The sequence below is a fragment of the Pseudomonas sp. P8_229 genome (assembly GCF_034008635.1).
In the GTDB taxonomy this organism is placed as follows: domain Bacteria; phylum Pseudomonadota; class Gammaproteobacteria; order Pseudomonadales; family Pseudomonadaceae; genus Aquipseudomonas.
On sequence record NZ_CP125378.1, the window covers coordinates 6,060,538 to 6,084,737 of the forward strand.

A 24,200-nucleotide genomic window follows, 5' to 3' on the forward strand; every position below is an offset into this window, starting at 1 on the left:
GCAAGTCTTTAGCGATATCGCAAAGCGGCGCGGCACCCTCAGGTGCCGCGCTCAAAGGGAAGTGCCCGTTGTTCAAACGGGCACTGCGGCTTACGGCAAGGCGTAGGCCATCACGTAGTCGCCGCGGTCGGTCGACTGGCGTGCACCGCCGGCGGTGACGACGATGTACTGCTTGCCGGTCTTCGGCGAAACGTAGGTCATCGGGCCGCCCTGACTGCCGACTGGCAGACGCGCTTTCCACACTTCTTCACCGTTGCCGCTGTTGAAGGCGCGCAGGTAGAAGTCTTGAGTGCCGGCGATGAAGATCAGGCCACCTTGAGTCGACAGGGTGCCGCCGAGGGTCGGCAGACCGATCTTGATCGGCAGGTGCATGCGGATGCCCAGCGGACCGGTGTCTTCAACGGTGCCGACCGGAACCTGCCAGGCGATTTTCTGGGTCTTCATGTCGATGGCGGTCAGGGTGCCGAACGGCGGTGCCTGGCAAGGAATGCCGGCAACCGACAGGAAGCGGTTTTTGTTCACCGCATACGGCGTGCCTTTGAGCGGAACGGCACCCATGCCGGTGTTCAGTGCTTCACCACCGGAAGAGGCCTGAGCCTTGTTCTGCGACGGGATCATCTGAATCCACAGACCCAGGCGCATGTCGTTGACGAAGATGAAACCGTGCACCGGGTCAGTGGAGAGGCTACCCCAGTTCATGCCGCCCAGCGAACCCGGGAAGCTCAGCGATTTGTCGGTCCCCGGCGCGGTGTACAGGCCGTCATAACGCATCGATTTGAAATCGATCCGGCACAGCAACTGGTCGTACGGCGTCGCCCCCCACATGTCGGATTCGGTCAGGTGCTGCGCACCGATCTGCGGCATGCCCAGCGATTTCGGCTGGGTTGGCGAGTAGGGTTCGTTCGGGATGTTCGCGGCTTTGACCGGTACTTCTTTAACGTCGGTCAGTGGCTCGCCGGTGGCACGATCCAATACATAGATCTGCCCGGCCTTGGTGCCGATGACCAGCGCCGGTACGGTTTTGCCGTCCTTGTCGAAGTCGATCAGGCTCGGCTGCATCGGCAGGTCGAAGTCCCAGAGGTCGTTGTGCACGGTCTGAAACACCCAACGCTCATCACCGGTGGTGGCGTCCAGCGCGAGGATCGAGGCGCCGTAGGTGTGATCGAGTTTGCTGCGCTCGACACCATAGATGTCGGTGGACGAACTGCCCATCGGCAGGAACACGGTGTTGGTCGCCGGGTCGTAGGACATCGGCGCCCAGCTGTTCGGCGTGCTGCGCACATAAGTGCTGCCGTCGGCTGGAGCCTTTTTGTCCTGCGGGTTGCCCGGGTCGAATGCCCAACGCATGGTGCCGGTGATCACGTCGAAACCACGAATCACGCCGCCCGGCATGTCGGTTTGCACGTTGTCAGCCACACGACCGCCAACCACCACAGTGGTGCCGGCCATCAGCGGAGCGGAAGAGAGCTGGTAGTAGCTGTCCGGGACTTCACCCAGACCGGCCTTCAGATCAATCTGGCCGTTGGTGCCGAAACCCTGGCAGAACTCGCCAGTGTCCGCGTCTACGGCGATCAGGCGCGCGTCGATGGTGTTGGTCAGCAGACGGCGCTGGCAATTGGCGGCCGGCGCAGGCTTGGCTTCGATGATGCTCGAATTGTTCGGCTGAGCGATGGCCTTGGTGGCATCGAAATAGGCCATGCCACGGCAACGCTGCCAGACTTTCGACTGGGCGTTGATCGCGTTCTTCCACAGCTCTTTGCCGGTGTCGGCATCCAGCGCGATCAGGTTGTTGTGCGGGGTGCAGATGAACACCTTGTTGCCGATCTGCAGCGGGGTGAGCTGGTCTTCAGCACCGTTGCCATCGCTCTCGGCGACGTCGCCGGTGTGGTAGGTCCACGCCACTTTCAACTTGTCGACGTTGTTGCGGTTGATCTGGTCCAACGCAGCGAAGCGGCTACCGCCCTCGGTATTACCGTAGTGCGCCCAGTCCTTTTGCGCGTTGGCCGGCTCGACGGGCGTCAGGCCCGGGCCAGTGCCGGTAGCAGCGACAGTCGGGTGCGCGATGAACATGTTGCCCGCAGCCACGGCCAGCGCCACCGCCAATACAGCGGCAACGCCATAGGCACCGCGACCTGGTACGCCACCGTTGGCACGCTTGAGCAGCGGATAGACCAGCGTCACCGCCAGGCCCACGGCGCTGAACATGAACAGACGCGAGAACACCGGCCAGAACACCAGCCCGGCATCACTGACTGCCCAGATCGCCGTGCCCACCAGGAATGCGGCGAACAACCACGCACCGGTGGTTTTGAAGCGAGCGATCAGCAGACCGGAAACGGTCATGACCAGCCCACCCACCAGGAAGTACCAGGACCCTCCCAGGCTGACCAATTTCACGCCACCAGCAGCAAGTGCCAAGCCGAGGAGGGCGATGATCACGCCCAGCCCGACCAGAATGAATTTTGATATGCCTGAGAGGCGTTGACTCTGCTTCACGTTGAATGTCCCGTTGAAATGAGGCGTGCATTATATAGATAGGTAACTACCTAGTTAAATCACTAATTCAGCCTGAAGCATAGTTCGCCGATGAATCACCCGCCAAACGGGCGCGGAGCGCTCCTCAAGGGCGTGCGAGGCCTTCCGAAATAAGATTCAGAAGGTGTTTTGTGTCAGAAAAAATGTGATTTATGACAGCTGATGGTCCGCGCCATGGTGACTGCGCAGCATCGAGAAATTCAACGCCGCAGCGACACACAGCCAGGCCAGATAAGGAAACAGCAGCAACCGGGTAATCACATGTCCGACACACTCTTGGTTTTTTAAACGCCAACTGGTAGCGTGCCGCACCTCGCTGTATTGCCCGATTCCTTTCGTCATCGTTGCCCGTCCAGGGCAGACGCGCGCGGATAAACGCTGCCCCACACAAGGGCGCGGCGCAGGACGCATCGGGCGATGCACAGTCATTCGCAAATGGAGTTGAAAAATGACGCAAAACAGCACCGTGCTGTCCGGCATCCAGCTGGATCAGTTCATGGATCGTCTTGAAGTCGAGCATCAGGAACACGGTGCCGACTACCTGTTGGGCCAACTGCGCGCACAGCCGCTCAAGGCGGCTTCGCTGGAGTCGATCGGACGTCTGCACGCGCTGTGGGTCAACGTCGGTGACGCTGACGCGGCCAAGGCGGTACTGGCCGACGACGGCCAGGCACTGATCGAAGTGACGCCTGAAGACGCGCGCAACGAACTCAAACTCAACCTGCTGATCTCCCAACTGCGACTGGGCAACTACCTCAAAGACGAGCAGGGCCTTTTGCAGGCGCTCGACACCCTGCAGCAATTGACCAGCGAGCCGCTGCCGTTCGACATCGAGCACTACCGTCGCGACCGCATTTTCGACGATCTGCAACACACCACCCTCGACGTCGCCCTCAAGGCAATCGAGGTGCGTCACATCCTGGCCCTGATCAACCCGGGGCGTCATGCCCTGAGGGCTTGGGACGCTGCCGATCAACACCGCCGCCGGGCCCGGGTGCTGGCCGCCCACGAACGCAACGAAGAAGCTCGCGAAGCCGCGTTGGCGGCAATTGCCGCGTTACGCACCGCAGGCGAAGATCAGGATGTCGATGCTAACGACTGGCTGTGGCTGGGCGATGCGCTGATCGAAATCCTGCCGTTGCGCTTGGCGATGTTCGAGCAGCCTGTCGTGCATCTGATCACCGATTTGTCGCTGCCGCAGCGCCGGGAATGGGAAGTGCGCCTGGCGCGTCTGGCCGCCCGCTCACTGCAGGCCCAGGGCGACCTGGCCGGTGCCTTGAAAATCTGTGAAGTGGCGGCCCTGAGCCTGGAGTCTGGCGGTGGTGACAACTTCGTTGAGTTCCATTTGCCCTGGCTGCTTGAGAACGGCCAGATCGAGGAGGCCGGGCAACGCGCGTTCATGGAAATCTATGAAATGCGCGGCCATATGTGGCCGGGGATAGCGTTCTGGGTACACGATCGTCTGCTCGATGCCGAGGACCAATCCGCGTGGTGGCCGTTGTGCGTGATGCGTGCCTGCGATGATCAAGCGGTGCTGGAGCGGTTCACATCCGGCTTGCCGTGGCGCGATGAGTCGACGCCATCCCTGGGCCCGCTGCTCGATGCACTGGATGCCGCGCGCGATGATCCTGAGCAAATCGACAACGTCTTCACCGAGGCCCTTGCAGAGGCCCGGCGCCGCGCACCGAATCACCCGTGGATCACCCGACTGGTGGCGGTGCGTGAACGCCTGGCCGGGCGCATCGATGGCAATACCGAACTGGCGATGCTGCGCGAGGCCATCACGGCCGGCAATATGCAGGACAACCGCAGTGCCTTCAGCCTGATCAGTGCTCATGCCAGCGTGTTCGGCATCGCTGATGCCCTGCGCCAACCGCAGTTGCCACTGGCCAGTGGCATGTACTATTACCAGTTTGCGAACGCTCTCGAGGACCTGGTCGAAGCGCATCTCGAAGGGCTTTCGAGCGAGGAGGCAGAACCGACCTGGTGGCTGCTGCGCGAAGTACAAAAGGTCGCCTACGAACAAGGCCAGGCCTGCATGGAGCAATGCTTCGCCAACGGTCGCGGGCACCGTTTCGATGCCTGCGCGCACCAGTACTCGATGTTGTGCAACAACCTGGCGATCAATTACCGCTGCTACTACAACCTGTATGAGCAGGCCCTTGAGTTGCATCACCGCGGCATTGCTGCCAGTTCGTTCGCCGAGCATTATCAGGGCATCCTGAACAACCGTATTCAACTGGAGGATGACCCGGGCATCGCCGAAGCCGCCGAGCAACTCTGGCACTACGCAGCCGACCATGGCTACAGCCGCTTCGACCCGGAAGAAGACCTGTTTGCGGTCACCCGCGCGCTGTTCCGCCAGGACCGCGAACGCGAAATTCTGATCTGGCTGGAGCGCATTCTCAAATGGCAGGAAGAGCGTGGAATCAGCGACAAAGAGCTTGGGTACTCGCCGTTGTTCTCACGGGTGAAAATTATTCTGTTCCTGTCGTACAACTTGCCGGAGGCGGCCGCCAGTCTCTGGCAGCGTTACGCTCCATACTTCGATGAAAGCGACGAACCCTCGCTGCTGGGTTGCTCCGGCGATGCGCTCAAGAGCCTCGGGCGCAAGGAAGAGGCTCTGGACTATTACCAGCGCGCCATCCTGCGCAGTGATCCTGACAACGACCTTGACCAGCGCAACAATGAAGTTTTCCGCCAGAGCATCGCCGGGTTGCAGGGTTCGGCAAAACCGGCCGGCAAGGCCTGGTGGCAGATATGGAAGTGACAGCGCCGCTGCGCCAGTCTGGTTACGCCCCGCGCAACGCCCTCAATGCCGATCAACTCAAGCGCGGCATTGCCGAGCGCAGTAAAGCCCGCGGGGATGCACCCGAGGTGAGCAAATGGTTGCTCAATCATTTCTACCGTCATCTGGTCGGCAACTTCGAGCCTGCGCGGCGGATTCTGACTCTGGAGCAAGCAGTCGAGGCACTGGGCGCCGAACCGCCGTCATGGGTGGTCAGGCATTTGAGCGACGCCGGCAAAGATTCGCAGCAGGCGCTTGCGCCGTTGGTCTGGCTCGATTCACAGCAGGCGCCACTGTTGGCCCAGGAAACCTTGCTGGTGGAGTTCCTGACCTCGCGTCAGGGCACGGCGCTGGCCGGCAAGCTCGACCGTATCAACTGCCCGCAGGCGCTGGCATTGTGGAAAAAGGAACACGCGCAGATGGCTGCGCGGGTCGAGCAGGGCTGGCGCCAGAGTCAACCCGAAGCCCTGCTCACGCGGGTGACCACCACTGAGCACGTCTTGCAGGAACTGCGTCCCGAGAGTGCTTTGCTGCGTGAGGAAATGGCCTTTGAAAGCTACGTGATGCGCCATTGCCTTGGCCAGTTTGCTGATCGCCGCGCCTTGACCGGCGGCTACGGCGAACGCTATGCCGAAGCAGTGGAGCAGGGGCAGATGCGCGTGTTCAGTTTCCGCGATGGCCAGGGCCAGCCACACATCACCATCAGCCTGATCGTCCACGCCGACGGCACCTTGACCGTCGAGCAGGTCAAGGGCAAGCAGAACCGGCCACCGGTCGAGCGTTACTACCAGGACCTGCTGCAGTGCCTGAACGCTCTGGGCACCGATCAGCAGACGCCAGACGACTGCATCGCCATCGGCATTGTGCGCACCGAAGCCGGCTGGATGCGCATCGAAGAGGTCAGTGATCCGACTGCCCAGACTCGCCTGGTGGCCCGTTATCCGCAGCTGTACGAGCGCCTTGATGCGCCTTCGGCGATGGTCGAATGGCTGGTGGCCGGGCGTCAGCCGCAGCAGTTCTTGCAAGTTGCTCCGCAAGCGGTGTCGGTCAAGTACGCCATCCGGCATATTTTCAGCAACCGCATGGAGCGTCAGCCTGGTGACCCGCTGTACCTGACCGAAGGTGTGCCGTGGCCTGACATGGCTGCGCCCCAGGCCGAGGAAATCCAGGCGTGGCAGGCCCGGGCAAGGTAGGGAGAACCGCATGTTTTTACTCATCGCAGTTATTGTTTCAGCGTGGTTGTTGTGGCGAGCATTCCAGCCACGCGGCCCGCGGTTGTTCAGCCAGCGCAAGCACTGGTCGCTGCTGCTGGCCAGGCCCATGGCCGATGCAATGCAAGTCGAGGGGTTCTACTCGCCGGCGTGCGATCACTTCACCGAGCAAGCGCAAAAAATCATGCGCACAGCGTTGCTGCACCAGGCCGGGATACGCAGCAATTGCAATGACGAGGCGGTGCGGTCGCACTTCAGGGCGACCCTTGAACAGCAATGGTACCGCCTCGACCTGCAGGCGCTGACGGCCGATGATGAGCCGCGTGCGGCCATGGCTTTTGCCTGCGCGCGGGTAGCGTTTCTGGTCCGTTGTGCGCTACTGATGCGTTGGATCGAGCCTGATCTCGCCTGGCTGGTGCTGCTGCTTAATGCACAGCGAGCGCAGGACTGCTTCGACAGTTGGGAGGATTTCGGCACAGCCTATAAGTCAGGGCGCGAACAGTGGGTTGCAGCGTTTCGCGTCGACTCGCTGGGTAAAGCGTTCCCCGAGCAGCATCTTCGCCAGTTGCTGGCCCCCGGCAGCGGTGCCTGGGCCGACATTTCCTGGCATACGCCAGCAGCGTTGAACCCGGTTCTGTCGCGGTAGTGTATCGACTTCGCGGCCTTGTTCGCGGCGCTGGAGCAGCGCGGTTACTTGTTTGAGTACAGAAGGGCCCCCTCGCGGGCTCTCTTTGTATTTCATTCACGAGGTGCGGTTGAAGACGGTCAGCAAATCGAAAGTAATCGGCAGCGCTATCAGCGAACCAACCCATTCTCATAAAGATGTTCTGACCACCAATGGACAATCCACTGGCTGGGCTCCCGATACGTCGAGGGACTCGATCAGGTGCCGTACAGCCTTGCGACCGATCTCGTAGTACGGCAGTTGCACCGTGGTCAGCGGCGGAATGAACAGCTGCGCAATACCGATCATGTTGTCATAGCCGAGCACGGCGACATCATCGGGGATTTTCAGGCCACGGCTCAGCAACAGCTGATAGGCACAAAAGGCAATGCGGTCGTTGCCACAGATCAGAATGTCGAATTGGGGTCGGCCATCAATGGTGTGTCGGTCGAGGACAGCGGCTGTTTCACAATAGGCATCATGATCGGAAAGGTCGTATTGCAGGAGCGCGTCAGGTGCCAGTCCGAATGCCTGACAGGCACGCAGCAGGCCTTTTTGTCGCAGCCCCCAGGCCAGGCTTTGTTTTGGCAGGTTGATACACAGAGGACGCTTATAGCCGAGGCTCAACGCGTGGTGGACGGCCCGATACTGGCCCATTTCGTCGTCGGGCACATAGCTGACGAGACGGCTGTCATCGGCCACGCAATTGGCGAGCACCAGGGGTTTGCTCTTCAATCGCTCGGGAATGCACACCTGGCGAAACCCCATGGCGCTGAAGATCAACCCGTCCGGACGGTGCGACAGCATCAGGTCGATGTTCTGGTCGGTGGGCGGGTTGCTTAACAGGTTGAGGATAAAGACATTCCAGCCTGCTTGCTGCGCGGTCTGTTCGATGGACAGCAGCAACTCGACCGCGAATGGTGTGGTCGCGGTGTCCAGCGCGAACACACCGATGGTTCGCGACTGGAGGTTGTCGCCGCGCATCTTGCGCGCTGACAGGCTCGGTACGAATTGCAGTTCATCAATGGCTCGACGCACCCGCAGAAGGGTTTCGGGGCTCAGTTTTTCCGGGTTGTTGAGCGCTCGAGAAACCGTCATCAGGGACACGCCGGCCAGCTGTGCAACGTCTTTCACTGAAGTCATGCGAGGCAAGGCCGGTCAGGTTGACGCAGAATCATGACACAGAGCCCGGGCTTCTCGCGACTTGAATGACGCCACTCATAGCCAGCCAGAACCGAGCGGCCATGCCTTGGGAATCGAGACACGCCCGCCACTCCCGCTGGCAAACAGCTTCACCCCCAGACTGTCGGGCCGCGGGTAGAGGCGACTGCTGAGGCTGAAACGCCCGTTTTCGTCGAACACCTCGATGGACGAGCGATCAAGGAACACACGCAGTTCCAGCCGCTCTTGTGTCGGGTCTATCGCCACGCTGCGCTGGCCGCTGACTTGCGCACCCGAGTGGCTGCGGTCAAGCACTAGGCGCTGCAGTGATGGATCATAGTAGAGCAGGGTTTCTTCACGGCCATCATCGCTGCAACGCAAGGCGATCCCCAAGTCCCCGGTGCAGCCGAGCAGATCCAGATGCACATGGATTTCGAGCATGTCGCCTTTCACGTCTGGCACCCACCGGGTGCCGGACTCATCCCACCAAGCCGTGCCCGGCAATGGCGCCTTGCGCAAAGCGGTGAGCTCCCGTGCCGGATACACGCAAAGGCGATCGGCACACAGCTCAAGTTCGCGCGGCAAACCGAGCATGCCGCACCAGTGGTGGGCCTGGCTCGGCATCGGGCTTTCCCACATGTCGAGCCAAGCCCACACAAGGCGCCGACCATCAGCGGCTTGTAGCGTTTGCGCGGCATAGAAGTCGTGGCCGTTATCCAGTTCGATAAAAGGCCCGCCAGTGAAGTGCCATTTGCTATCGAGTTCGCCCACTCGATAACCGGTCTGGTACTTGTTGAGCCGGTCGTAACCTTCGGCTTGCATGCCCTGGGGAGAGTACAGCAGTACATCGCGTCCATTCAGGCGGAACAGATCCGGGCATTCCCACATATAACCATCGCCCGCGTTGCCGCTGGACACATAGTCAAGGAACTCCCAAGCGTGCAGATCGGTGGAGCGGTACAACGGCAGCAGCGGCACATCGCCCAGACGTGCGCCGGCAATCAGGTACCAACAGTCATCCTCCTGCCATACCTTGGGGTCACGAAAGTGCATGATGGTGTCTTGCGGCGCGGTGTCGATGACGACGCCATGTTTGGCGAACCGGATGCCATCGGTACTGGTTGCCAGGCACTGGACTTGACGGATGAAGCGCTCATCACCCACTTCCCCCAGCCAGGTGTGCCCGGTGTAGATCAGCGCCAGGGTATCGCCACACACCACGGCGCTACCGGAAAAACAACCGTCACGGTCGTAGTCATCGCCGGGTGCCAGCGCAATGGGCAGGTGCTGCCAATGAACCAGATCGGCACTCTTGGCGTGCCCCCAATACATCGGGCCCCATTTCGCGTCGAAGGGGTAATGCTGATAGAACACGTGGTATTCGCCACGAAAGTACACGACCCCGTTAGGGTCGTTCATCCAGCCTGCCGGCGGAGAAATGTGATAACCGGGCCGATAATCCGGGATAACGCGCGACTGACTGTCACTCAGCGCACGCTGCGCAAGGTCAAGGGACGAAGACATTGGATCGCTCAGGGTTTTCAAAGACAAGGTCATAGGGCGCGTGCTCGTACCGGGCGCAGAGAAGCGCCATCCGGCAGGGTTTCAATGGCTTGTGGATGGCGCTTCAAGGCGGCGCCGTCGGCGTCGAACAGGTGCAGGTTGTCGATGTCCAGTTGTAGTTCGACCCGATCGCCCACCTGCCAACCGGCGCTGACCTCACAACGACAGGTCAACGGCTCGTCCTGCCCGGTATCCAGGTGCACATAGGTTTCGCTGCCCAGGTATTCGACCCCGGTCACGACAACGCCGGCGGTTCCATCCGCCGCCTTGAGGGAGACATGCTCCGGACGAATCCCCAGGCTCAACTGCGCGCCTGCCGCCAGGTTCGAGCTGTCGAAGGGCAGGGTGGTCATCCCTAAAACGGGAGTATCGACCTGGCTGGTTTCGCCCAGGGCATGCAGGCGTGCCGGTAGAAAGTTCATTCTGGGCGAACCGAGAAAACCGGCGACAAAGCGGCTGGCCGGACGCTCATAGAGTTCGCGGGGTGAACCGACCTGTTCTACGTGACCGCCATTGAGCACGACAATTTTGTCGGCCAGGGTCATCGCTTCCACTTGATCGTGGGTGACGTAGATCATGGTCGAGCTCAGTCGGTCATGCAGCCGGGCGATTTCGTTGCGCATCTGCACCCGCAAGGATGCATCAAGGTTGGAAAGCGGCTCATCGAACAACAAAATGTCCGGTTCCCGCGCCATGGCTCTGCCCATGGCCACACGCTGACGCTGCCCTCCAGACAGTTCTTTCGGTTTGCGTTGCAGGAGTTTGTCCAATTGCAGGATTTGCGCAGTTTTCAGCACGCGCTCGCGCAGGCTGCTCTTTTCAGTCTTGGCCAGCTTGAGACCAAAACTGATGTTGTCGTAGACGCTCATGTGCGGGTACAGCGCATAAGACTGAAACACCATGCCGACGCCACGCTCGCGCGGCTCCAGGTCGTTGACCCGTCGCCCGTCGATCAGCAGCTCGCCGGCGCAGATCGAATCCAGCCCGGCGATCAGCCGTAGCAGGGTCGATTTTCCGCAGCCCGAAGGGCCGACGAACACCACGAACTCACCCGCAGCGATTTCCAGGTTGATGTCGCGAAGAATCCGCGCGCCACCCAATTGTTTGTTCACGTTGTCCAGTTTCAATTTGATCACGATGCTGTTCCTTGTCTTTGTTGGGCATCAACCCTTTAACGCGCCGGCAGTGAGACCGGAAACGATTCGGCGCTGGAAGATCAGCACCAGAATCACCAGTGGGACGGTGACCAGCACCGATGCAGCCATCAACAATCCCCAAGGCAACTCATGGGGGCTGCCGCCGGAAATCAAGGCGATGGCGACCGGCACCGTGCGTTGGGTGTCGGTGAGGGTGAAGGTCAGGGCAAACAGGAACTCGTTCCACGCCGCGATGAAGGCCAATAAGCCAGTGGTGACCAGTGCAGGCCAGAGCAGCGGCAACAGCACGCGGGTCAGCGTGACCCAGGGTGAAGCGCCATCCATGATTGCCGCTTCCTCCAGTTCATGGGGCAGTTGCCCCATGAACGTGGTCAGCACCCAGACGGTGAAGGGCAGGGTGAAAATCGTGTAGCTCAGGATCAACGCCCAGGACGTGTTGTACAGACCCAGGGCGCGGATCACCTCGAACAGCCCCGAGAGCACCGCGACCTGGGGAAACATCGACACGCCAAGGACCATCATCAACACCGTGCCACGTCCACGGAATTTCACTCGGCCCAAGGCATAGGCGGCGGTCAGGCTGAGGAACAGCGCCAGTGTCACTACACACAGTGCGACCACCAGCGAATTACCAATCGCCCGCAGGAATGAGGCTTGGTGGAGTACCGCCGCGTAATTGGAGAAGTCGGGGTTTTCGATCCAGTAGCTCACCTCGAACAAGGCGCTGGACGGCTTCAGCGACGTGACGATGGCGTAGTAGAAAGGGAACACCGCATACAGCAGCAAAATCCCGATCAGACACCAGAACCCGAGGCGCAACAGGTTTTTTTTCAGCAGGCGCGGGCTCATGAGCGGACCTCCAGTTGACGGCGTCCGAGGTAGAGATAAAGCATGGCGATCACTGCCACCACCAGAAACAACAGCGTCGAAGCCGCGCTGCCGTAACCGACGTCCTGGAACTCCACCAGGTGCTGGCGGGCATACACCGACATACTCATGGTGCTCGACGAATTCGAGGTCAGCACATAGATAACGTCGAATACCCGCAGCGAGTCGAGGATGCGGAAGATCGCCGCCACCAGCAGTGCAGGCATCAACAGAGGAAGCGTGACACGCCAGAACACTTTCAGCGGATGAATGCCATCGACCCTTGCGGCTTCGTAGCAATCGCTCGGCAACATCTGCAAGGCCGCCAGCATCAGCAGCGTGACAAAAGGCACGGTCTTCCAGACGTCAACGATGATCACCGCCCACATCGACAGATCGGCGTCTGCCGTCCAGGCCAGGGGCGCGTCAATCAGACCGAGGCTCAGCATCAGGTGATTGATGATGCCGAACTGGTCGTTAAGCATCCATGACCAGATCTTCGCCGAGACAATGGTCGGAATCGCCCACGGAATCAGAATCAACGCACGTACCAGAGAGCGGCCGGTGAACTTGATGTTCAGCAGCAACGCCACCAGCAGCCCCAATACGACTTCCAGTCCCACCGACACTACGGTGAAATGCAAGGTGTTGCGCACAGCGTTCCACCATTGTGGATCGACGAGGATGCCCGACCAACTGGAACCGTTGTGGAACAGATAATTGCTCAAGCCTATGAACGTTCCGCCACCGGTGTCAGCCAGGTTGGCGTCGGTCAGGCTGAACCAGAATGTGCGCAGTAGCGGCCAGGCGGCCACTAGCGCCAGACACAGCAGCATCGGTGTCAGAAACAACCAGGCAGCACGCACGCGGCGGCGTTGTACGGGCGTTTCCCTGGTGAGCAGAAGCTCGTCAAAGGGGGCATGGGTAGTAGAGACAGACACGGTGGTTTCCTTCCTTGTGGCTTACCAGTTCTGGCGTTTGATACGCGTGAGTTCGCTTTCCAGTTCGGCCAGCGCCTGATCGACGGGCAACTCGCCCGCCAGCACGCCATGCACTCGATCGAAGAACGCATTGGAGACTCGTGGATAGCGATCGGCGGTGATTGAGGCCGGGCGCATGACCCCATCGTTGAGAATGCTGTGCAGCTGAGCGTAATAAGGCATGGCCGCGAGCAACTCGGGATCTTGATACAGCGACTCGATCACCGGGTTATAGGCGCCTATCAGGGCACGATGTTTTTGCTCTTGGGCACTGGTCAGATAGCTCACCAGTTCGGCGGCAAGTTTGGGATGTGCGCTGTAGCGCGATACCGCAAGGCCCCAACCACCGAGGGTGGAGGCATGGTCGCCGGTCTCGCCGCCGCGGGGCAGGGGAGCGACCCCGACTTTGTCTTTTACGGCACTGTCCTGGCTTTGCACCAGGGCCCAGACATAAGGCCAGTTGCGCATGAACAGCGCATTACCCGACTGGAATACGCCACGGCCTTCTTCCTCGGTGTAATTGAGCACGCCACGCGGGGAGATGTCTCCCACCCAGCTTTTCGCCAACGTCAAAGCCGTTCTTGAGGCCTGACTGTTGACCACGATGTCTCCGCGTTGATTGATCAGCCCGCCTTCCGGTTGGCTGCTGATCCACTCCAGCGCATTACACGTCAGCCCTTCGTAAGCGCGTCCCTGAAAGATGTAACCCCACGCACTGGCGTTCCCTGCGTTGCGTTCAGCCTGTTGAACATCCCTGGCGGTAGCGGTCATTTCCTCCCACGTCTGGGGAACCTGCTTGTTGTATTTCTCAAGCAGGTCTTTGCGGTAATACAGCAGGCCCGAGTCGGTGAACCACGGCATCGTCACCAGCCGTCCGTTGACCGTGGCGTTATCGACCTGTGCCTGGAAGTAGCCTTGAGTCGCGTTGGCTGGAAGCGCCTCACGCAGATCCAGCAGATGTTTGGCCAGCATCCCCGGCCACACCATATCGATCTGAATGATGTCGATGTCGGTGGACTGCGCACTGAGGATCTGCTGGTAGAACGACAACCTTTCGGTCGCCGAGTTAGGCGTGGAAACCACCTCGACGTTGTTGCCAGTCTGTTTCGACCATCTCTCGACGGCCTCCTTGCACAGTTGCAACTCTGCACCCACCGCACCGCAGGAGATCGTCAGATCGGCTGCGCTCGAGACGGATGGGAGTCCGGCAATGAGGGAGATTAATGCGGCTGGCAGGAGCGATTTCAGATGTTTCATCAAGCATCCTTTATTTTTGTTTTTAGAAAAGTTAACGTTAACATCGCCAAATGTAGCAGCGTATTTGCGATGAGGCACCCTTTTTTTAATCGATTGTGACAACTCGCCACTCACGAAAAAAAGGGCAGATGGCGTAACCAAACAATAAAAACAAAACAGGAAATTCACATGCAGAAAGGATCAAGCTGGCTACTTGCAGGTGTGCTGGGCACATCGGCGGTGACCTCTCAGGCCGCGACTCTGGAAGAGCGGATGGCCGCGTTTGAAGCCCGCACCAGCGCAGCAGAAAGGCGTGCAGCCGCAGCCGAACAGCAAACCCAGGCACTTGCCAGGGAATTGCAACAACTCAAACTCGCCACTCCCGCCTTACAGCCCGCCGCGTCCACTGCGCCAGTCACTTCGGCGCCGGCCCTGGATACCCGAGTGGCAAAACTCGAAGCCCGTCAGCAAAGCCTGGAGAAAGAGAGCAATACCGGACACCTCACTGACGGGTTCAGCTTCAACGGCTATGCCCGCTCAGGATTGCTGATCGACGAGGGGCTGGGGGGTGGCCGTGGCGGCCCTTATACAACGCCGGCCGGTTCGGTGGGCGGGGCAGTCGGGCGACTTGGTAACGAAGACGACACCTACATGCGCATAGACTTGTCGAAAGAAATCTATGCGCAAAACGGCACCCGCTCCAAATTCACGGTCTCCATCGCCGACGGTGTGGAAAGTTCCAACGACTGGACGGCGGACGAAAGCAAACTGAACGTACGCCAGGTATTCACAACGCTCGACCATGTCGCTGCGTTCAAAGGGAACTCAGTGTTCGAGAACTCCACGCTGTGGGCAGGCAAGCGCTTCGACAGAGATAATTTCGATATCCACTGGCTGGACTCGGACGTCGTTTACCTGGCCGGCACCGGCGGCGGAATTTACGATGTGCAGATGAGCAAGAATTGGCGCTCGAACTACTCCTTGATTGGGCGCAGCTACGGGGATTTCAGTCAAAGCGGTATTAATGCCGACGTGGAGAGCTACATCCTGACCTCCAACCAGTTCTTCAACGATGGCCAGTGGCAGTGGATGTACAACGCCATCGGCGCCAAGAAAAACGATTTCGCTACGCGCACCAATAAAGCCGGTTTGACGCCTGCGAATTCCGGCTTGCACAGCATGCTGGCCAACCATCAGAAAAACTTTTTCGGCAGGGAAGGCTTCTTCAAAACGGCGCTGCTCTATGGGCAAGGTCTGGGGGCAGAGGTCAAGAACGTCGGCTCGGACGGTGAACTGATTGACGACGCCCGCGCGCTGCGTCTTGCACTTTACGGTGAGACCCCGCTTGCGCCTGACTGGCGTATCGGGCCCAGCTTGCTGGCCGAGCAAAGCAAGGATAGATACGTCAAGGGTGACGACTACCGCTGGCTGACCCTGAACGTGCGATTGGCTAACAAAATCAACAGCAACTTCGAAATGGCCTACGAAATGAGCTGGCAAACCATGAATCTCGATCCCAAGGGCTATCTGCAGCGTAATGCGGTCGACGGTAACTTCTGGAAATTCACGGTCGCCCCGACATTCAAACTTGACGTCGCAGATCTTCTCACGCGTCCCGAGTTGCGAGTGTTCGCAAGCTTCATGAACTGGTCTTCGGACCTGGACAGATTCAGTACCACGGATTCCTTCGGCATGACCGACTTCCACGCTGGAGGTGTCTGGCAATACGGCATTCAGATGGAAACCTGGTTTTAATATTTGAACGCGTTCGGCCAACACGTCCTGAGCGCACCTGTTGGCTGTTGTCGCAAACAGAGATGTCGGCTGCAGCCATCCACTTTGAGGTTGGCTATAAATTGATGGCTCAAAACGAAGAGCAGCCGCTTTGGGATGCGTCGTTCAAGCCATCAGTGTTACTCGCTCTGTGATTCGAGGGCTTTGGGCGGTAAGGACGTCGCAGTTTGGGGTTGTGCCCGGGGGCGTATTACCCAATCCTTGATGGAATCGGGCACGGCTGGACGTTCAGGGCATTCACCGATCAGTGCAAATATTCGGGCAGGCTCAACAGTTTTGCGCGAGCGGTCGATCAAGAGTGCCTTGACGTTGGCCACTGCCGACACCTTCGATCCAAGCATGAAGACATGCTGGAAGTAAAACCATTTTTCATCCCAGTAAAGAAGTTCGGTTTTAACTTCAAACCGTTGAAAAAGTTTTATCGACTTTCTGTATTCAATATCCACGTTGCCTACCAGAGGCATCCAGCCGTTTTTCAGAATCCCCCCAAGCGTGCCGACAGACCACAGGAAATGCAGCCTGCCGAGATCTGCAAGCGATAAGAAACGCCCGTTATTAATGTGCATGTTCAAATCGATATCGAGCGGTGCGGCGGTGAATTTAATGGTTGTCGCGCTCCTGAAATTGGCAGGTTTGCGCCATCGCATTACAGCACCCGCCAACGACATGATGAATAATCTGAAAAACAGGTTCATGGGTTAACGGCCTCGGCGGATCGTGAGAAGTTTTCGTTGTAGAGTGATTTCATTTTCGCTCGATCAATCTTTCCACTGGTCGTTTTGAACAGCTGCCCGGCAGCAATGATATCGATACTCGCGATGTGGATTCCCAGTTCGTCATTGATCTTTCTGCGAACGATTTTAGTCAGATTGTCTGGGTCACTGCCTTTTGCCGGAACGATGAGTAACGCGCACTCTTCGCTGTCCGATCCGATCTGCGCAACGGCCACAACGCCTCGAACGCCATCGACTTCAGAGGTATAACTTTCAATGTCATTGGCGAAGTAATTGGCGCCGTTGATAATGATGACTTCCTTGCTTCGCCCCACAACATATAACTCCTCCTCAAGCAAGAAGCCTATATCGCCAGTCAAGAACCAGCCATTTTCAAGCATCGCCGTGGTGTTTTTCTGATCGTTGTCATATGCGCTGCATACAGAGTGGCCTTTCAGCGCAATTTCACCCAGCAGGAGCGGGGTATTCATAAACTGCAGGTTGTCGGCACGAATGCTAACTTCTACATGGCGAATGGGCTTCCCGCACGAGACGATCTCTTTGTTTCCGGGGGCATCGTTGTCTGTCCGCACAACCAGACCTTTGTTCAAGGCCTCACGGTCGACATAGATACTTTGCATGCCTGCGCCGACGGCGCTGAACGTTGCCCCGAGCGTCGCTTCGGCCATTCCATACAGAGGCATGATCGAATCTGCAGAGAAGCCATAAGGAGCGAAAGCCTGCGCAAAGGCTCGCATGACTTTGGGGTTGATGGGTTCCGCTCCGCTTGTGGCGGAGCGCCAGGAGGTCAAGTTCAAGCCTGATAAAGAGTCGGCGTTGAATCGTTCCAGGCAATACTTATAGGCAAAGTTGGGCGCGGGTGAAATCTTCAAGGAAAAGTCGGAGATGGCCCTTAACCAGCTAAGCGGCGCTTTAACAAAGTCAGCGGTTCGCATGATGTAAGAGTCAGAGCCGGCAAACACAGGCAATAAAAGCCCCCCGATCAAACCCATGTCATGAAAGAACGGAAGCCACGTCACACCGGCAGACTCGGCATTCATTTCAAACGCTTCGCACATCGCGGCGACATTCAAGATCAGATTTTCTTGAGAGACCACGACCCCTTTCGGATCCGAAGTGCTGCCGGAAGTGTACTGGATCAACGCGGTATCACTGATTGCGTTGGGGGCAGCAAGTGGAACCACTGCATCGCTCTCATCCAGAGCGCAGAACTCATCAAGCGTTTGCACGATCGAGGAGGTATGAATGCCGAGAGATTCTTTGACCTCATCGCTGATCGATTCGGAAACCAGAATTCTGTGGATATTGGATTGCCTGGCAATTAGCCCGACCCGCCGGAAGAAACCGTGCAGCGGGGAGAACGGTTGCGGCGGTGCGATGGGGACGGGGACGCCACCCGCAAACAGGATGGCGAAGAAGCTTTCGATAAAGCTGAGTTCGTTGAAAAATATCAACCCGACTCGTTCGTTTAGCCTTACCTGCCCACGCATTGAACTGGCGTTGGCCAGTGCGCTTTCATGCAGGCTGGCATAGCTCAAAAATGACGTAACCTTGCCATTTTTAATAACGTGAAATCCGCGCTCTGGTGACAGCTTGGCTGTACGTGAAAGTGCAGTCAATATCGTAATCACATCATTCCCTGATTTTTAAAATTGGCGAATAAACGCCTTGCCGTCTATTGATCTACGGCAAGGCGCAACCTATTGGCCGATCAACTAATAACGAGCGACTCAACTTGATTGGCTTCAACCAACACCTGCACGGTTGCAATCAGCTGTCCCGCAGTTTCAATAGTGTATGTTGCGTCATCAGGCATTTCGATGTTGTATTTCTTCTCGATCATCAAAATCATTTCGACGATCTTCATCGATGTCACGCCAAGATCTCTGATGCTGGTACTTGTCGTTACCGAGCCGACGTCCAGGCCAACGACCTTGGTTATAATGTCCAACACATCGAATTCAATTTCGTTCACAAGCAGCTCCATTGCGGTTAACTTCATTTTCTATATAAAGAGATGTTCTATGTGGGACTTTAGTCTGCCCACTGATGACCGACTCAGGCTCAATCACAATCCACGATGCCTCACCCAAGGCAACCAGATCGCCTGCTGGGGTCAAGAGTCGTGCTTCAGCTTTAATCATGTTGCCGGTCATGGAGATGATTTTGCCGGTGACTCGGTATGCTGCAAATGACTCGCAGATACTGATGAAGCGCACTCGCAGCCCCATCGTCACCGCCATTTTGCCAGTGAAGACCATAATGGCTCTTCCCATGGACTCATCCAGAACCGTAGAAACAATTCCACCGTGAACTATGCCGGGGTACGATTCATACTCACGCCCCAGAGATACGGGGGCAGACACCTCGTCCAAGCCGTCATCAAACACTAATTTCAAGCCAATATCGTTTTGAACGCTGCAACCAAAACAATTCGATGCTACATCTACCGCATCTACAAGAGCGTTTTTCATGAAGCATGACCTACATTCTGGCGCGGATCTCGGATTTCAGTGAGCGCGTATCGACGATGGCTTTATTGCCGGTGAGATTACGCAAGGCGCGATAGACGTTGGCATCACCGCGTTCATTGTCATCATCGCCCACCACGTCCTGCTCAATGGTCTTGACCGAGTCGGGTGAGTCCGCGTTCGGGAAAAACAAGCCGGCAGGATGCTTGACGCCATAGGACGCATCAATCAGCCAGACATAAGCCATCTTGAGGGCTTCCAACATGTTGACATCGCTTTCCTCACACAACTCTTTGCAGAAAACATAGAACGCCTTGGCATGACGAGATTCGTCCTTGCTGAGCAAGCGCCAGATTTTCTTCAGTGTGGGCTCATTCGTGCGATGTGCACGCAGGTTGTAGTAGTTCGCCGCCCGGTACTCAGAGATCACGTTCATCATTAGAGTAGCGGAAGGGTAGTCACCCACCTCATACGGCTTACGCGTAAACATGGCGTGTTTTGAGCGAACCTCAATACCCAATTGCTTCAGGTATTTGGCCTGAACCAAAGCATGCCTGGCTTCTTCCGCGCCCCACATCAATGACCAGGTGGAAAACCCGAATTCATCACGCCATTCGTTGAGGAAGTTGTGTGAGCCGGGAAGTGTCGTATGCTCTACAACAGCACCGTCATGCAGAAGCTGAATGTCTTCATCAGTCAACAGGCTTCTATCGATATTTGAAAGATCCCCGATTTCCGACCATTCCCATCGTGATTGCTCGAACCAGTCAAAGACTTCGTTAAACTTATTATCTAGATAGAACTCCTTGATGTTGTGCTTTGATTGAAGGGTCGTAAAAGCAAAAATCGCTTTCTCGATAACTTTCTCAATGTCGGCTATTGACGTTTCAGGCGAGATGACACCTTGAATGTCGTATTTTACCGAATCTCCGAGGGTGCACACTTTCGGGTCATCGCTGACCAGTAAAACCCGTGTACTGACCAGCAGGCCTGGTTTTTTGACGGCTTCCAGCACCTGTTCTACTTCATGCAATTGGTCAGAGGCGATCAGAATAACCGAGCAACCGGAATCCTCTAAGTCAACGTCATTAACAAACTCATGAATGGCTTTTTCGACGACAGCATAACCCTTGCGGTCAACTAGCGAGATAGCGGACGAGTTAATGTCACCGGAATGAAGGTAAAAGATATTCATGGAAGTCCTTTGCAATGTTTACATCTCCATATCGACACCTGAGCGTGTCGCGCCAGAACCATGACTGTAAGGTCAGTTTTTAGACCATAAATCCAGTCTTGGTCACGGCGGGGCCCAGTATATAGACGTTGGATCCAAAAAAAAGAAGTGAATCAGGCGCTGATCACAAGACCTTGGTCTGATTGCTAATCCGGTATTTTTGTGATAAATGGGCTTCAAGAAGGTGAGGCTTAAGGCAAGCTGCCGGCCGCTTGGTCAGGCAATAACTACAGGGATGGACTAATGCCGGATGCGGTTTTTGTAAATCGAACTGTTTTGTTCGGCGATTGTGATCCGGCAGGGGTGGTTTACACCCCGCGGTTCTCATATTTTGCTGTAGAGGCTATTGGTATAGCGCTCGATAGGTGGGTAGGAGCGCCTGGGCTTAGAACTTTAATGGGTTTTAATATATTGCCGCCGGTGCGCGCGATGTCGATAGAGTTGCTGGCCCCGGTGACGTGGGATGACGAAATGATTATCAAGGTTGGTGTGGCTAAGCTTGGAGAGCACTCTTTCACCTTCTTGGTTGAGGGTTTTTCAGGTAAAGGCGTATTGTCTTTTACAGCGAATATCACACATGTATGTATCTCACCAGACAGTAAAGAAGTTGTACCCATTCCCGCGCCATTGAGAGTGCTTCTTTCATAGGCGCCAGTCGCTATGTGTCTCGTGATCCAATCGGATACTCAGGTCCGGCACCGACTCGCGCGAAGCTTCAACGCATTATTCCAAGGTGTGCCCATCTGCCAGCACGATGCACATCAAAGACACGTGGACACTCAACTGACATCGTCGATGAGTATGTGTCGCAACCCGAGGCTGCATTGTTCGATACGGGCTTTCACCTTGTAGACGCTGCGCAGCATCTGTTCGGTTATCACCTCATTTGTGGGACCACTTCCTTGAGTGGTGCCATCGGCAATGACCAGCACTTGATCGGCAAATCGCAGTGCCTGGTTCAAGTCGTGGATGGCGATAAACACAATCACTTGCCGTTGACGGGCCAGTGTGCGCATGAAGTTCAGCACCTGCACCTGACGGTGCATGTCGAGCGCACTGGTCGGTTCGTCCATAAGCAGGATTTCCGGCTCCCGCACCAAGGTTTGTGCGATGGACACCAACTGTTGCTGGCCACCGCTGAGTTCACCCAGGTTGCGAAAGGACAGTTCACTGATGCCCAGCGCCGCGAGAATTTCGTCGACCAGTTTCAGTTCGTCATCATTCACGGCCCAACCGGGCGTCAACTGCTTGCGGGCCAGCAAAACCGACTCGTAGACCGTCAAACGTGCACTGGCATTCAAGCCCTGAGGCATGTAGCTGATGCTCGCCGAACTTTTTTTCGAGTCCTGCAGTATCACCTGTCCGGGGCCGTCGATCAGCCCGGCCATGCGTTTGAACAGCGTCGATTTACCGGCAGCATTGGGGCCGACCACAGCCACCACCTGACCACCGAAAAACATCGATGTCGACACGTCACGAATGATTTCGCGCTGGCCGTAACGGGCGCCGATATTGTCCAGTTGCAGCTTCACCATGAGTTTTTCTTCCCGCCCAGAATCAGAGATATGAAGAACGGCACGCCGATCAACGAAGTGACCACGCCAATGGGAAAGATCGCGCCGGGGATCAGGGTTTTGCTGACCACGGAACTGGCCGAGAGAATCAGCGCGCCAGTCAGCAGCGAGGCGGGCAGGAAGAACCGTTGGTCTTCACCGATCAGCATGCGCGCAATGTGTGGGCCGACCAGCCCGATGAAGCCGATGGTGCCGACGAATGCCACGGGAAACGAGGCGAGCAGGCTGACCATGATCAGCGTCTGAAAGCGCAGGCTGCGCACGTTGATGCCGAAACTGGCGGCCTTGTCGTCGCCAAGACGCAGGGCCGTCAAGGCCCACGCGCGTTTGGCGAAGATCGGCAGGGTGATCAGGATTACCACGCAGATCACCCCCAGTTTTGGCCAGGTGGCTTTGGTCAGGCTACCCATGGTCCAGAACACCACGGCGGCTACCGCCTGTTCGGTGGCGAAAAACTGCACCAGTGCCAACAACGCATTGAAGGTGAACACCAGCGCAATACCGAGCAGCACGATGGTTTCAGCAGTGACGCCGCGACGCATGCTCAGAAAATGGATCAATAGCGCCGAGAGCATGGCCATGATGAACGCATTGAGCGGCACCATGAATTGTGCGGCCAGCGGAAACAGCGCGACACCGAACGCCAGGCCCAGTGCAGCGCCGAAACCGGCGGCAGCGGAAATGCCCAGGGTAAACGGGCTGGCCAGCGGGTTATTGAGGATGGTCTGCATCTGCGCGCCCGCCAGTGACAGCGCGGCACCCACGGCCACCGCCATCAGCGCCACCGGCAGACGAATGTCCCACATCACCACACGCACCTGCGGCGAGGCACTGTCCGGTGAAATCAGCGCACCAAGCACTTCGCCGAGGCTGTAACTCGCGGGCCCCAGCGCCAGGTCGAGTAGCACACTGCACAGCAACAGGAACACCAGCCCTGCGAGGATCAGACGTTTGCGCAGCACCAGCCGACGATAGGCTTCGCGCTGCACGACCACTACGTCAGTCAATGAGCTCATGGTTTGACCTCAGGCGCGCGCAGGCTGACAAAGTAGCCAGACTCATAAGGCACCGGCAGGAAGCGCTCATGCAGTTCGCGAAATGACGCATCCGGATCGAGATCGGCAAACAGTTCGGGGTGGAACCATTTCGCCAATTGCTGGATAGCGACGAACTGATACGGGCTGTTGTAGAACTGATGCCAGATGGCGTGGAAGGCTTGCGTGTCCTGCGCCTTGATACCCGCATACGCTGGCCGTTGGGTGTACCACGCCAGTTTCTTGCGCGCCTCGGCCATGTCGGCACCCGGGCCGACGCCGACCCAATGACCACCAGGAGCAAAAGCCTCCCAGTTGGCGGTGGTGACCACCACGTGGGCCGGATTGGCGACGATCACTTGCTCGGGATTCAACTGGCCGAACGTGGTCGCAATGATGCGCCGGGCGATGTTATTGCCACCGGCCATATCGACGAACAGGCCGAAGTTCTCGTTGCCGAAACTCAGACAGCAATCGTCGGTGTAGCCACCGATGCGCTCGATGAACACGCTGGGCCGGGCCGGGTGTTGCTTTTCGATGACGTCGGTGACGCGGTGAATCTGCTGGTTGCGAAAGTCGATGAACGCTTGCGCGCGTTGTTCTTTGCCAAACAGTTGGCCGAACAGGTGCATGGTCGGTTCGGTGTTCTGCATCGGGTTGTTGCGAAAGTCGACATACACCACTGGAATGCCCAGTGCGTCGAGTTTTTCGATGTAGCGCGCATCCTCGGTGGCGTGCTGTGCCTCGACATTGAGGATGATCACGTCCGGGCGCTGCGAGATCGCCTGCTCGATGTCGAAGGTGCCGTCTTCAAAGCCGCCGAAGGTCGGGATTTTGGCAATGTCGGGAAATTTGCGCAGGTAGGCGTTGTAGGTGTCCGGGTCCGACTGAATCAGGTCCTTGCGCCAGCCGACGATGCGTTCGATGGGATTTTGCGTGTCGAGGGCGGCGACCAGATACAACTGCCGTCCTTCGCCAAGAATGACGCGCCTGACCGGCAGATGAACCTTGACCTTGCGCCCCAGCAGATCGGTGACCTCGGTGCGCGCCGGATCTGCCTCGGCGGCGTGCGCCGTGCGCGGCACCAGAGAAAACACAGCCAGCACGCCTGCCATTAGCAGCGCCGCCAGCGCGTAGCTGCGTCGATCGAAAATCACCATGCTCAAAGCCTTTGCAAAGTCAGTTCGGCCAACGGCT

General features: G+C 57.7%; 21 protein-coding genes. 5 read left to right on the forward strand and 16 right to left on the reverse strand.

Going from position 1 to position 24,200, the window contains the following annotated elements; all coding sequences use genetic code 11:
- Window positions 1–90: 90 nt before the first annotated feature.
- Both QMK55_RS27260 and QMK55_RS28675 read right to left on the reverse strand, forming a co-directional pair.
- Window positions 91–2,496, reverse strand: a complete 2,406-nt coding sequence (locus QMK55_RS27260) for a glucose/quinate/shikimate family membrane-bound PQQ-dependent dehydrogenase (RefSeq protein ID WP_102356041.1) — start codon at window positions 2,494–2,496, stop codon at window positions 91–93.
- Window positions 2,497–2,685: 189 nt separating this feature from the next.
- Complete coding sequence (locus QMK55_RS28675) at window positions 2,686–2,877, reverse strand: TspO/MBR family protein (protein ID WP_158242599.1); 192 nt, start codon at window positions 2,875–2,877, stop codon at window positions 2,686–2,688.
- Window positions 2,878–2,983: 106 nt separating this feature from the next.
- On the opposite strand from QMK55_RS28675, the gene QMK55_RS27270 reads away from it, so the two are divergent.
- The 3 genes from QMK55_RS27270 to QMK55_RS27280 are packed head-to-tail and all read left to right on the forward strand — an operon-like array spanning window position 2,984 to window position 7,180.
- Window positions 2,984–5,305 (forward strand): hypothetical protein, encoded by a 2,322-nt coding sequence (locus QMK55_RS27270; protein ID WP_320328198.1) that lies wholly within the window; start codon window positions 2,984–2,986, stop codon window positions 5,303–5,305.
- On the forward strand, window positions 5,296–6,516 hold the full coding sequence (locus QMK55_RS27275; RefSeq protein WP_320328199.1) for a hypothetical protein: 1,221 nt from the start codon (window positions 5,296–5,298) through the stop codon (window positions 6,514–6,516). The genes QMK55_RS27270 and QMK55_RS27275 overlap by 10 nt, the downstream gene beginning before the upstream one ends.
- Window positions 6,517–6,526: 10 nt before the next feature.
- On the forward strand, window positions 6,527–7,180 hold the full coding sequence (locus QMK55_RS27280) for a DUF1266 domain-containing protein (RefSeq protein WP_320328200.1): 654 nt from the start codon (window positions 6,527–6,529) through the stop codon (window positions 7,178–7,180).
- A 168-nt stretch (window positions 7,181–7,348) separates the two neighbouring features.
- Here the strand turns inward: QMK55_RS27280 and QMK55_RS27285 are convergent, their stop codons facing one another.
- From QMK55_RS27285 to QMK55_RS27310, 6 genes are all read right to left on the reverse strand, one after another.
- Entirely contained in the window at window positions 7,349–8,341 is a 993-nt protein-coding gene (locus QMK55_RS27285; protein WP_102356037.1) for a LacI family DNA-binding transcriptional regulator, read from the reverse strand.
- A 75-nt stretch (window positions 8,342–8,416) separates the two neighbouring features.
- On the reverse strand, window positions 8,417–9,883 hold the full coding sequence (locus QMK55_RS27290) for a glycoside hydrolase family 32 protein (protein WP_413787261.1): 1,467 nt from the start codon (window positions 9,881–9,883) through the stop codon (window positions 8,417–8,419).
- Between the two features lie 29 nt (window positions 9,884–9,912).
- On the reverse strand, window positions 9,913–11,058 hold the full coding sequence (locus QMK55_RS27295; RefSeq protein ID WP_320328202.1) for a sn-glycerol-3-phosphate ABC transporter ATP-binding protein UgpC: 1,146 nt from the start codon (window positions 11,056–11,058) through the stop codon (window positions 9,913–9,915).
- Window positions 11,059–11,085: 27 nt separating this feature from the next.
- On the reverse strand, window positions 11,086–11,928 hold the full coding sequence (locus QMK55_RS27300; RefSeq protein ID WP_320328203.1) for a carbohydrate ABC transporter permease: 843 nt from the start codon (window positions 11,926–11,928) through the stop codon (window positions 11,086–11,088).
- Complete coding sequence (locus QMK55_RS27305; RefSeq protein WP_102356033.1) at window positions 11,925–12,887, reverse strand: carbohydrate ABC transporter permease; 963 nt, start codon at window positions 12,885–12,887, stop codon at window positions 11,925–11,927. The genes QMK55_RS27300 and QMK55_RS27305 overlap by 4 nt, the downstream gene beginning before the upstream one ends.
- Before the next feature lie 21 nt (window positions 12,888–12,908).
- Window positions 12,909–14,183: an ABC transporter substrate-binding protein gene (locus QMK55_RS27310; protein WP_320328204.1), complete on the reverse strand. Its 1,275-nt coding sequence runs from the start codon at window positions 14,181–14,183 to the stop codon at window positions 12,909–12,911.
- Window positions 14,184–14,351: 168 nt separating this feature from the next.
- Between QMK55_RS27310 and QMK55_RS27315 the strand changes: the two genes are divergently transcribed.
- Window positions 14,352–15,917, forward strand: coding sequence for a carbohydrate porin (locus QMK55_RS27315; RefSeq protein ID WP_320328205.1), 1,566 nt, complete (start codon window positions 14,352–14,354; stop codon window positions 15,915–15,917).
- A 158-nt stretch (window positions 15,918–16,075) separates the two neighbouring features.
- Here QMK55_RS27315 and QMK55_RS27320 read toward each other — a convergent pair whose 3' ends face one another.
- The 5 genes from QMK55_RS27320 to QMK55_RS27340 form a co-directional block, all read right to left on the reverse strand.
- Window positions 16,076–16,651 carry a thioesterase family protein gene (locus QMK55_RS27320; protein WP_102356030.1) on the reverse strand — a complete coding sequence of 192 codons (576 nt, stop codon included), beginning with the start codon at window positions 16,649–16,651 and terminating at the stop codon, window positions 16,076–16,078.
- Complete coding sequence (locus QMK55_RS27325) at window positions 16,648–18,321, reverse strand: AMP-binding protein (RefSeq protein WP_320328206.1); 1,674 nt, start codon at window positions 18,319–18,321, stop codon at window positions 16,648–16,650. The genes QMK55_RS27320 and QMK55_RS27325 overlap by 4 nt, the downstream gene beginning before the upstream one ends.
- 80 nt (window positions 18,322–18,401) lie before the next feature.
- Complete coding sequence (locus QMK55_RS27330) at window positions 18,402–18,665, reverse strand: acyl carrier protein (RefSeq protein ID WP_158242598.1); 264 nt, start codon at window positions 18,663–18,665, stop codon at window positions 18,402–18,404.
- Window positions 18,652–19,164, reverse strand: a complete 513-nt coding sequence (locus QMK55_RS27335) for a PaaI family thioesterase (RefSeq protein WP_320328207.1) — start codon at window positions 19,162–19,164, stop codon at window positions 18,652–18,654. Before QMK55_RS27335 ends, QMK55_RS27330 begins: the two co-directional genes overlap by 14 nt.
- 10 nt (window positions 19,165–19,174) lie before the next feature.
- Window positions 19,175–20,356 carry a ferritin-like domain-containing protein gene (locus QMK55_RS27340; RefSeq protein WP_320328208.1) on the reverse strand — a complete coding sequence of 394 codons (1,182 nt, stop codon included), beginning with the start codon at window positions 20,354–20,356 and terminating at the stop codon, window positions 19,175–19,177.
- Window positions 20,357–20,638: 282 nt separating this feature from the next.
- Here QMK55_RS27340 and QMK55_RS27345 point away from each other — a divergent pair, with 282 nt between their 5' ends.
- Window positions 20,639–21,043 (forward strand): acyl-CoA thioesterase, encoded by a 405-nt coding sequence (locus tag QMK55_RS27345; protein WP_102356025.1) that lies wholly within the window; start codon window positions 20,639–20,641, stop codon window positions 21,041–21,043.
- Between the two features lie 131 nt (window positions 21,044–21,174).
- Here the strand turns inward: QMK55_RS27345 and QMK55_RS27350 are convergent, their stop codons facing one another.
- From QMK55_RS27350 to QMK55_RS27360, 3 genes are read right to left on the reverse strand one after another with little or no spacing between them, the layout of a single operon-like run.
- Window positions 21,175–21,930, reverse strand: a complete 756-nt coding sequence (locus QMK55_RS27350; RefSeq protein WP_102356024.1) for an ABC transporter ATP-binding protein — start codon at window positions 21,928–21,930, stop codon at window positions 21,175–21,177.
- Entirely contained in the window at window positions 21,924–22,985 is a 1,062-nt protein-coding gene (locus QMK55_RS27355) for an iron ABC transporter permease (RefSeq protein ID WP_320328209.1), read from the reverse strand. The genes QMK55_RS27350 and QMK55_RS27355 overlap by 7 nt, the downstream gene beginning before the upstream one ends.
- The gene (locus tag QMK55_RS27360; protein WP_102356022.1) at window positions 22,982–24,163 is read right to left on the reverse strand and encodes an ABC transporter substrate-binding protein; all 1,182 of its coding nucleotides are present in this window, start codon (window positions 24,161–24,163) and stop codon (window positions 22,982–22,984) included. The genes QMK55_RS27355 and QMK55_RS27360 overlap by 4 nt, the downstream gene beginning before the upstream one ends.
- Window positions 24,164–24,200: the final 37 nt, after the last annotated feature.

Excerpts from the sequence above, each read along its gene's own strand:
- QMK55_RS27290 (WP_413787261.1), bottom strand. The coding sequence starts at position 9,883 with ATGTCTTCGTCCCTTGACCTTGCGCAGCGTGCGCTGAGTGACAGTCAG.
- QMK55_RS28675 (WP_158242599.1), bottom strand. The coding sequence starts at position 2,877 with ATGACGAAAGGAATCGGGCAATACAGCGAGGTGCGGCACGCTACCAGT.
- QMK55_RS27280 (WP_320328200.1), top strand. The coding sequence starts at position 6,527 with ATGTTTTTACTCATCGCAGTTATTGTTTCAGCGTGGTTGTTGTGGCGA.
- QMK55_RS27355 (WP_320328209.1), bottom strand. The coding sequence starts at position 22,985 with ATGAGCTCATTGACTGACGTAGTGGTCGTGCAGCGCGAAGCCTATCGT.
- QMK55_RS27345 (WP_102356025.1), top strand. The coding sequence starts at position 20,639 with ATGCCGGATGCGGTTTTTGTAAATCGAACTGTTTTGTTCGGCGATTGT.
- QMK55_RS27350 (WP_102356024.1), bottom strand. The coding sequence starts at position 21,930 with ATGGTGAAGCTGCAACTGGACAATATCGGCGCCCGTTACGGCCAGCGC.
- QMK55_RS27310 (WP_320328204.1), bottom strand. The coding sequence starts at position 14,183 with ATGAAACATCTGAAATCGCTCCTGCCAGCCGCATTAATCTCCCTCATT.
- QMK55_RS27300 (WP_320328203.1), bottom strand. The coding sequence starts at position 11,928 with ATGAGCCCGCGCCTGCTGAAAAAAAACCTGTTGCGCCTCGGGTTCTGG.
- QMK55_RS27315 (WP_320328205.1), top strand. The coding sequence starts at position 14,352 with ATGCAGAAAGGATCAAGCTGGCTACTTGCAGGTGTGCTGGGCACATCG.
- QMK55_RS27335 (WP_320328207.1), bottom strand. The coding sequence starts at position 19,164 with ATGAAAAACGCTCTTGTAGATGCGGTAGATGTAGCATCGAATTGTTTT.
- QMK55_RS27360 (WP_102356022.1), bottom strand. The coding sequence starts at position 24,163 with ATGGTGATTTTCGATCGACGCAGCTACGCGCTGGCGGCGCTGCTAATG.
- QMK55_RS27270 (WP_320328198.1), top strand. The coding sequence starts at position 2,984 with ATGACGCAAAACAGCACCGTGCTGTCCGGCATCCAGCTGGATCAGTTC.
- QMK55_RS27285 (WP_102356037.1), bottom strand. The coding sequence starts at position 8,341 with ATGACTTCAGTGAAAGACGTTGCACAGCTGGCCGGCGTGTCCCTGATG.
- QMK55_RS27275 (WP_320328199.1), top strand. The coding sequence starts at position 5,296 with ATGGAAGTGACAGCGCCGCTGCGCCAGTCTGGTTACGCCCCGCGCAAC.
- QMK55_RS27340 (WP_320328208.1), bottom strand. The coding sequence starts at position 20,356 with ATGAATATCTTTTACCTTCATTCCGGTGACATTAACTCGTCCGCTATC.
- QMK55_RS27320 (WP_102356030.1), bottom strand. The coding sequence starts at position 16,651 with ATGAACCTGTTTTTCAGATTATTCATCATGTCGTTGGCGGGTGCTGTA.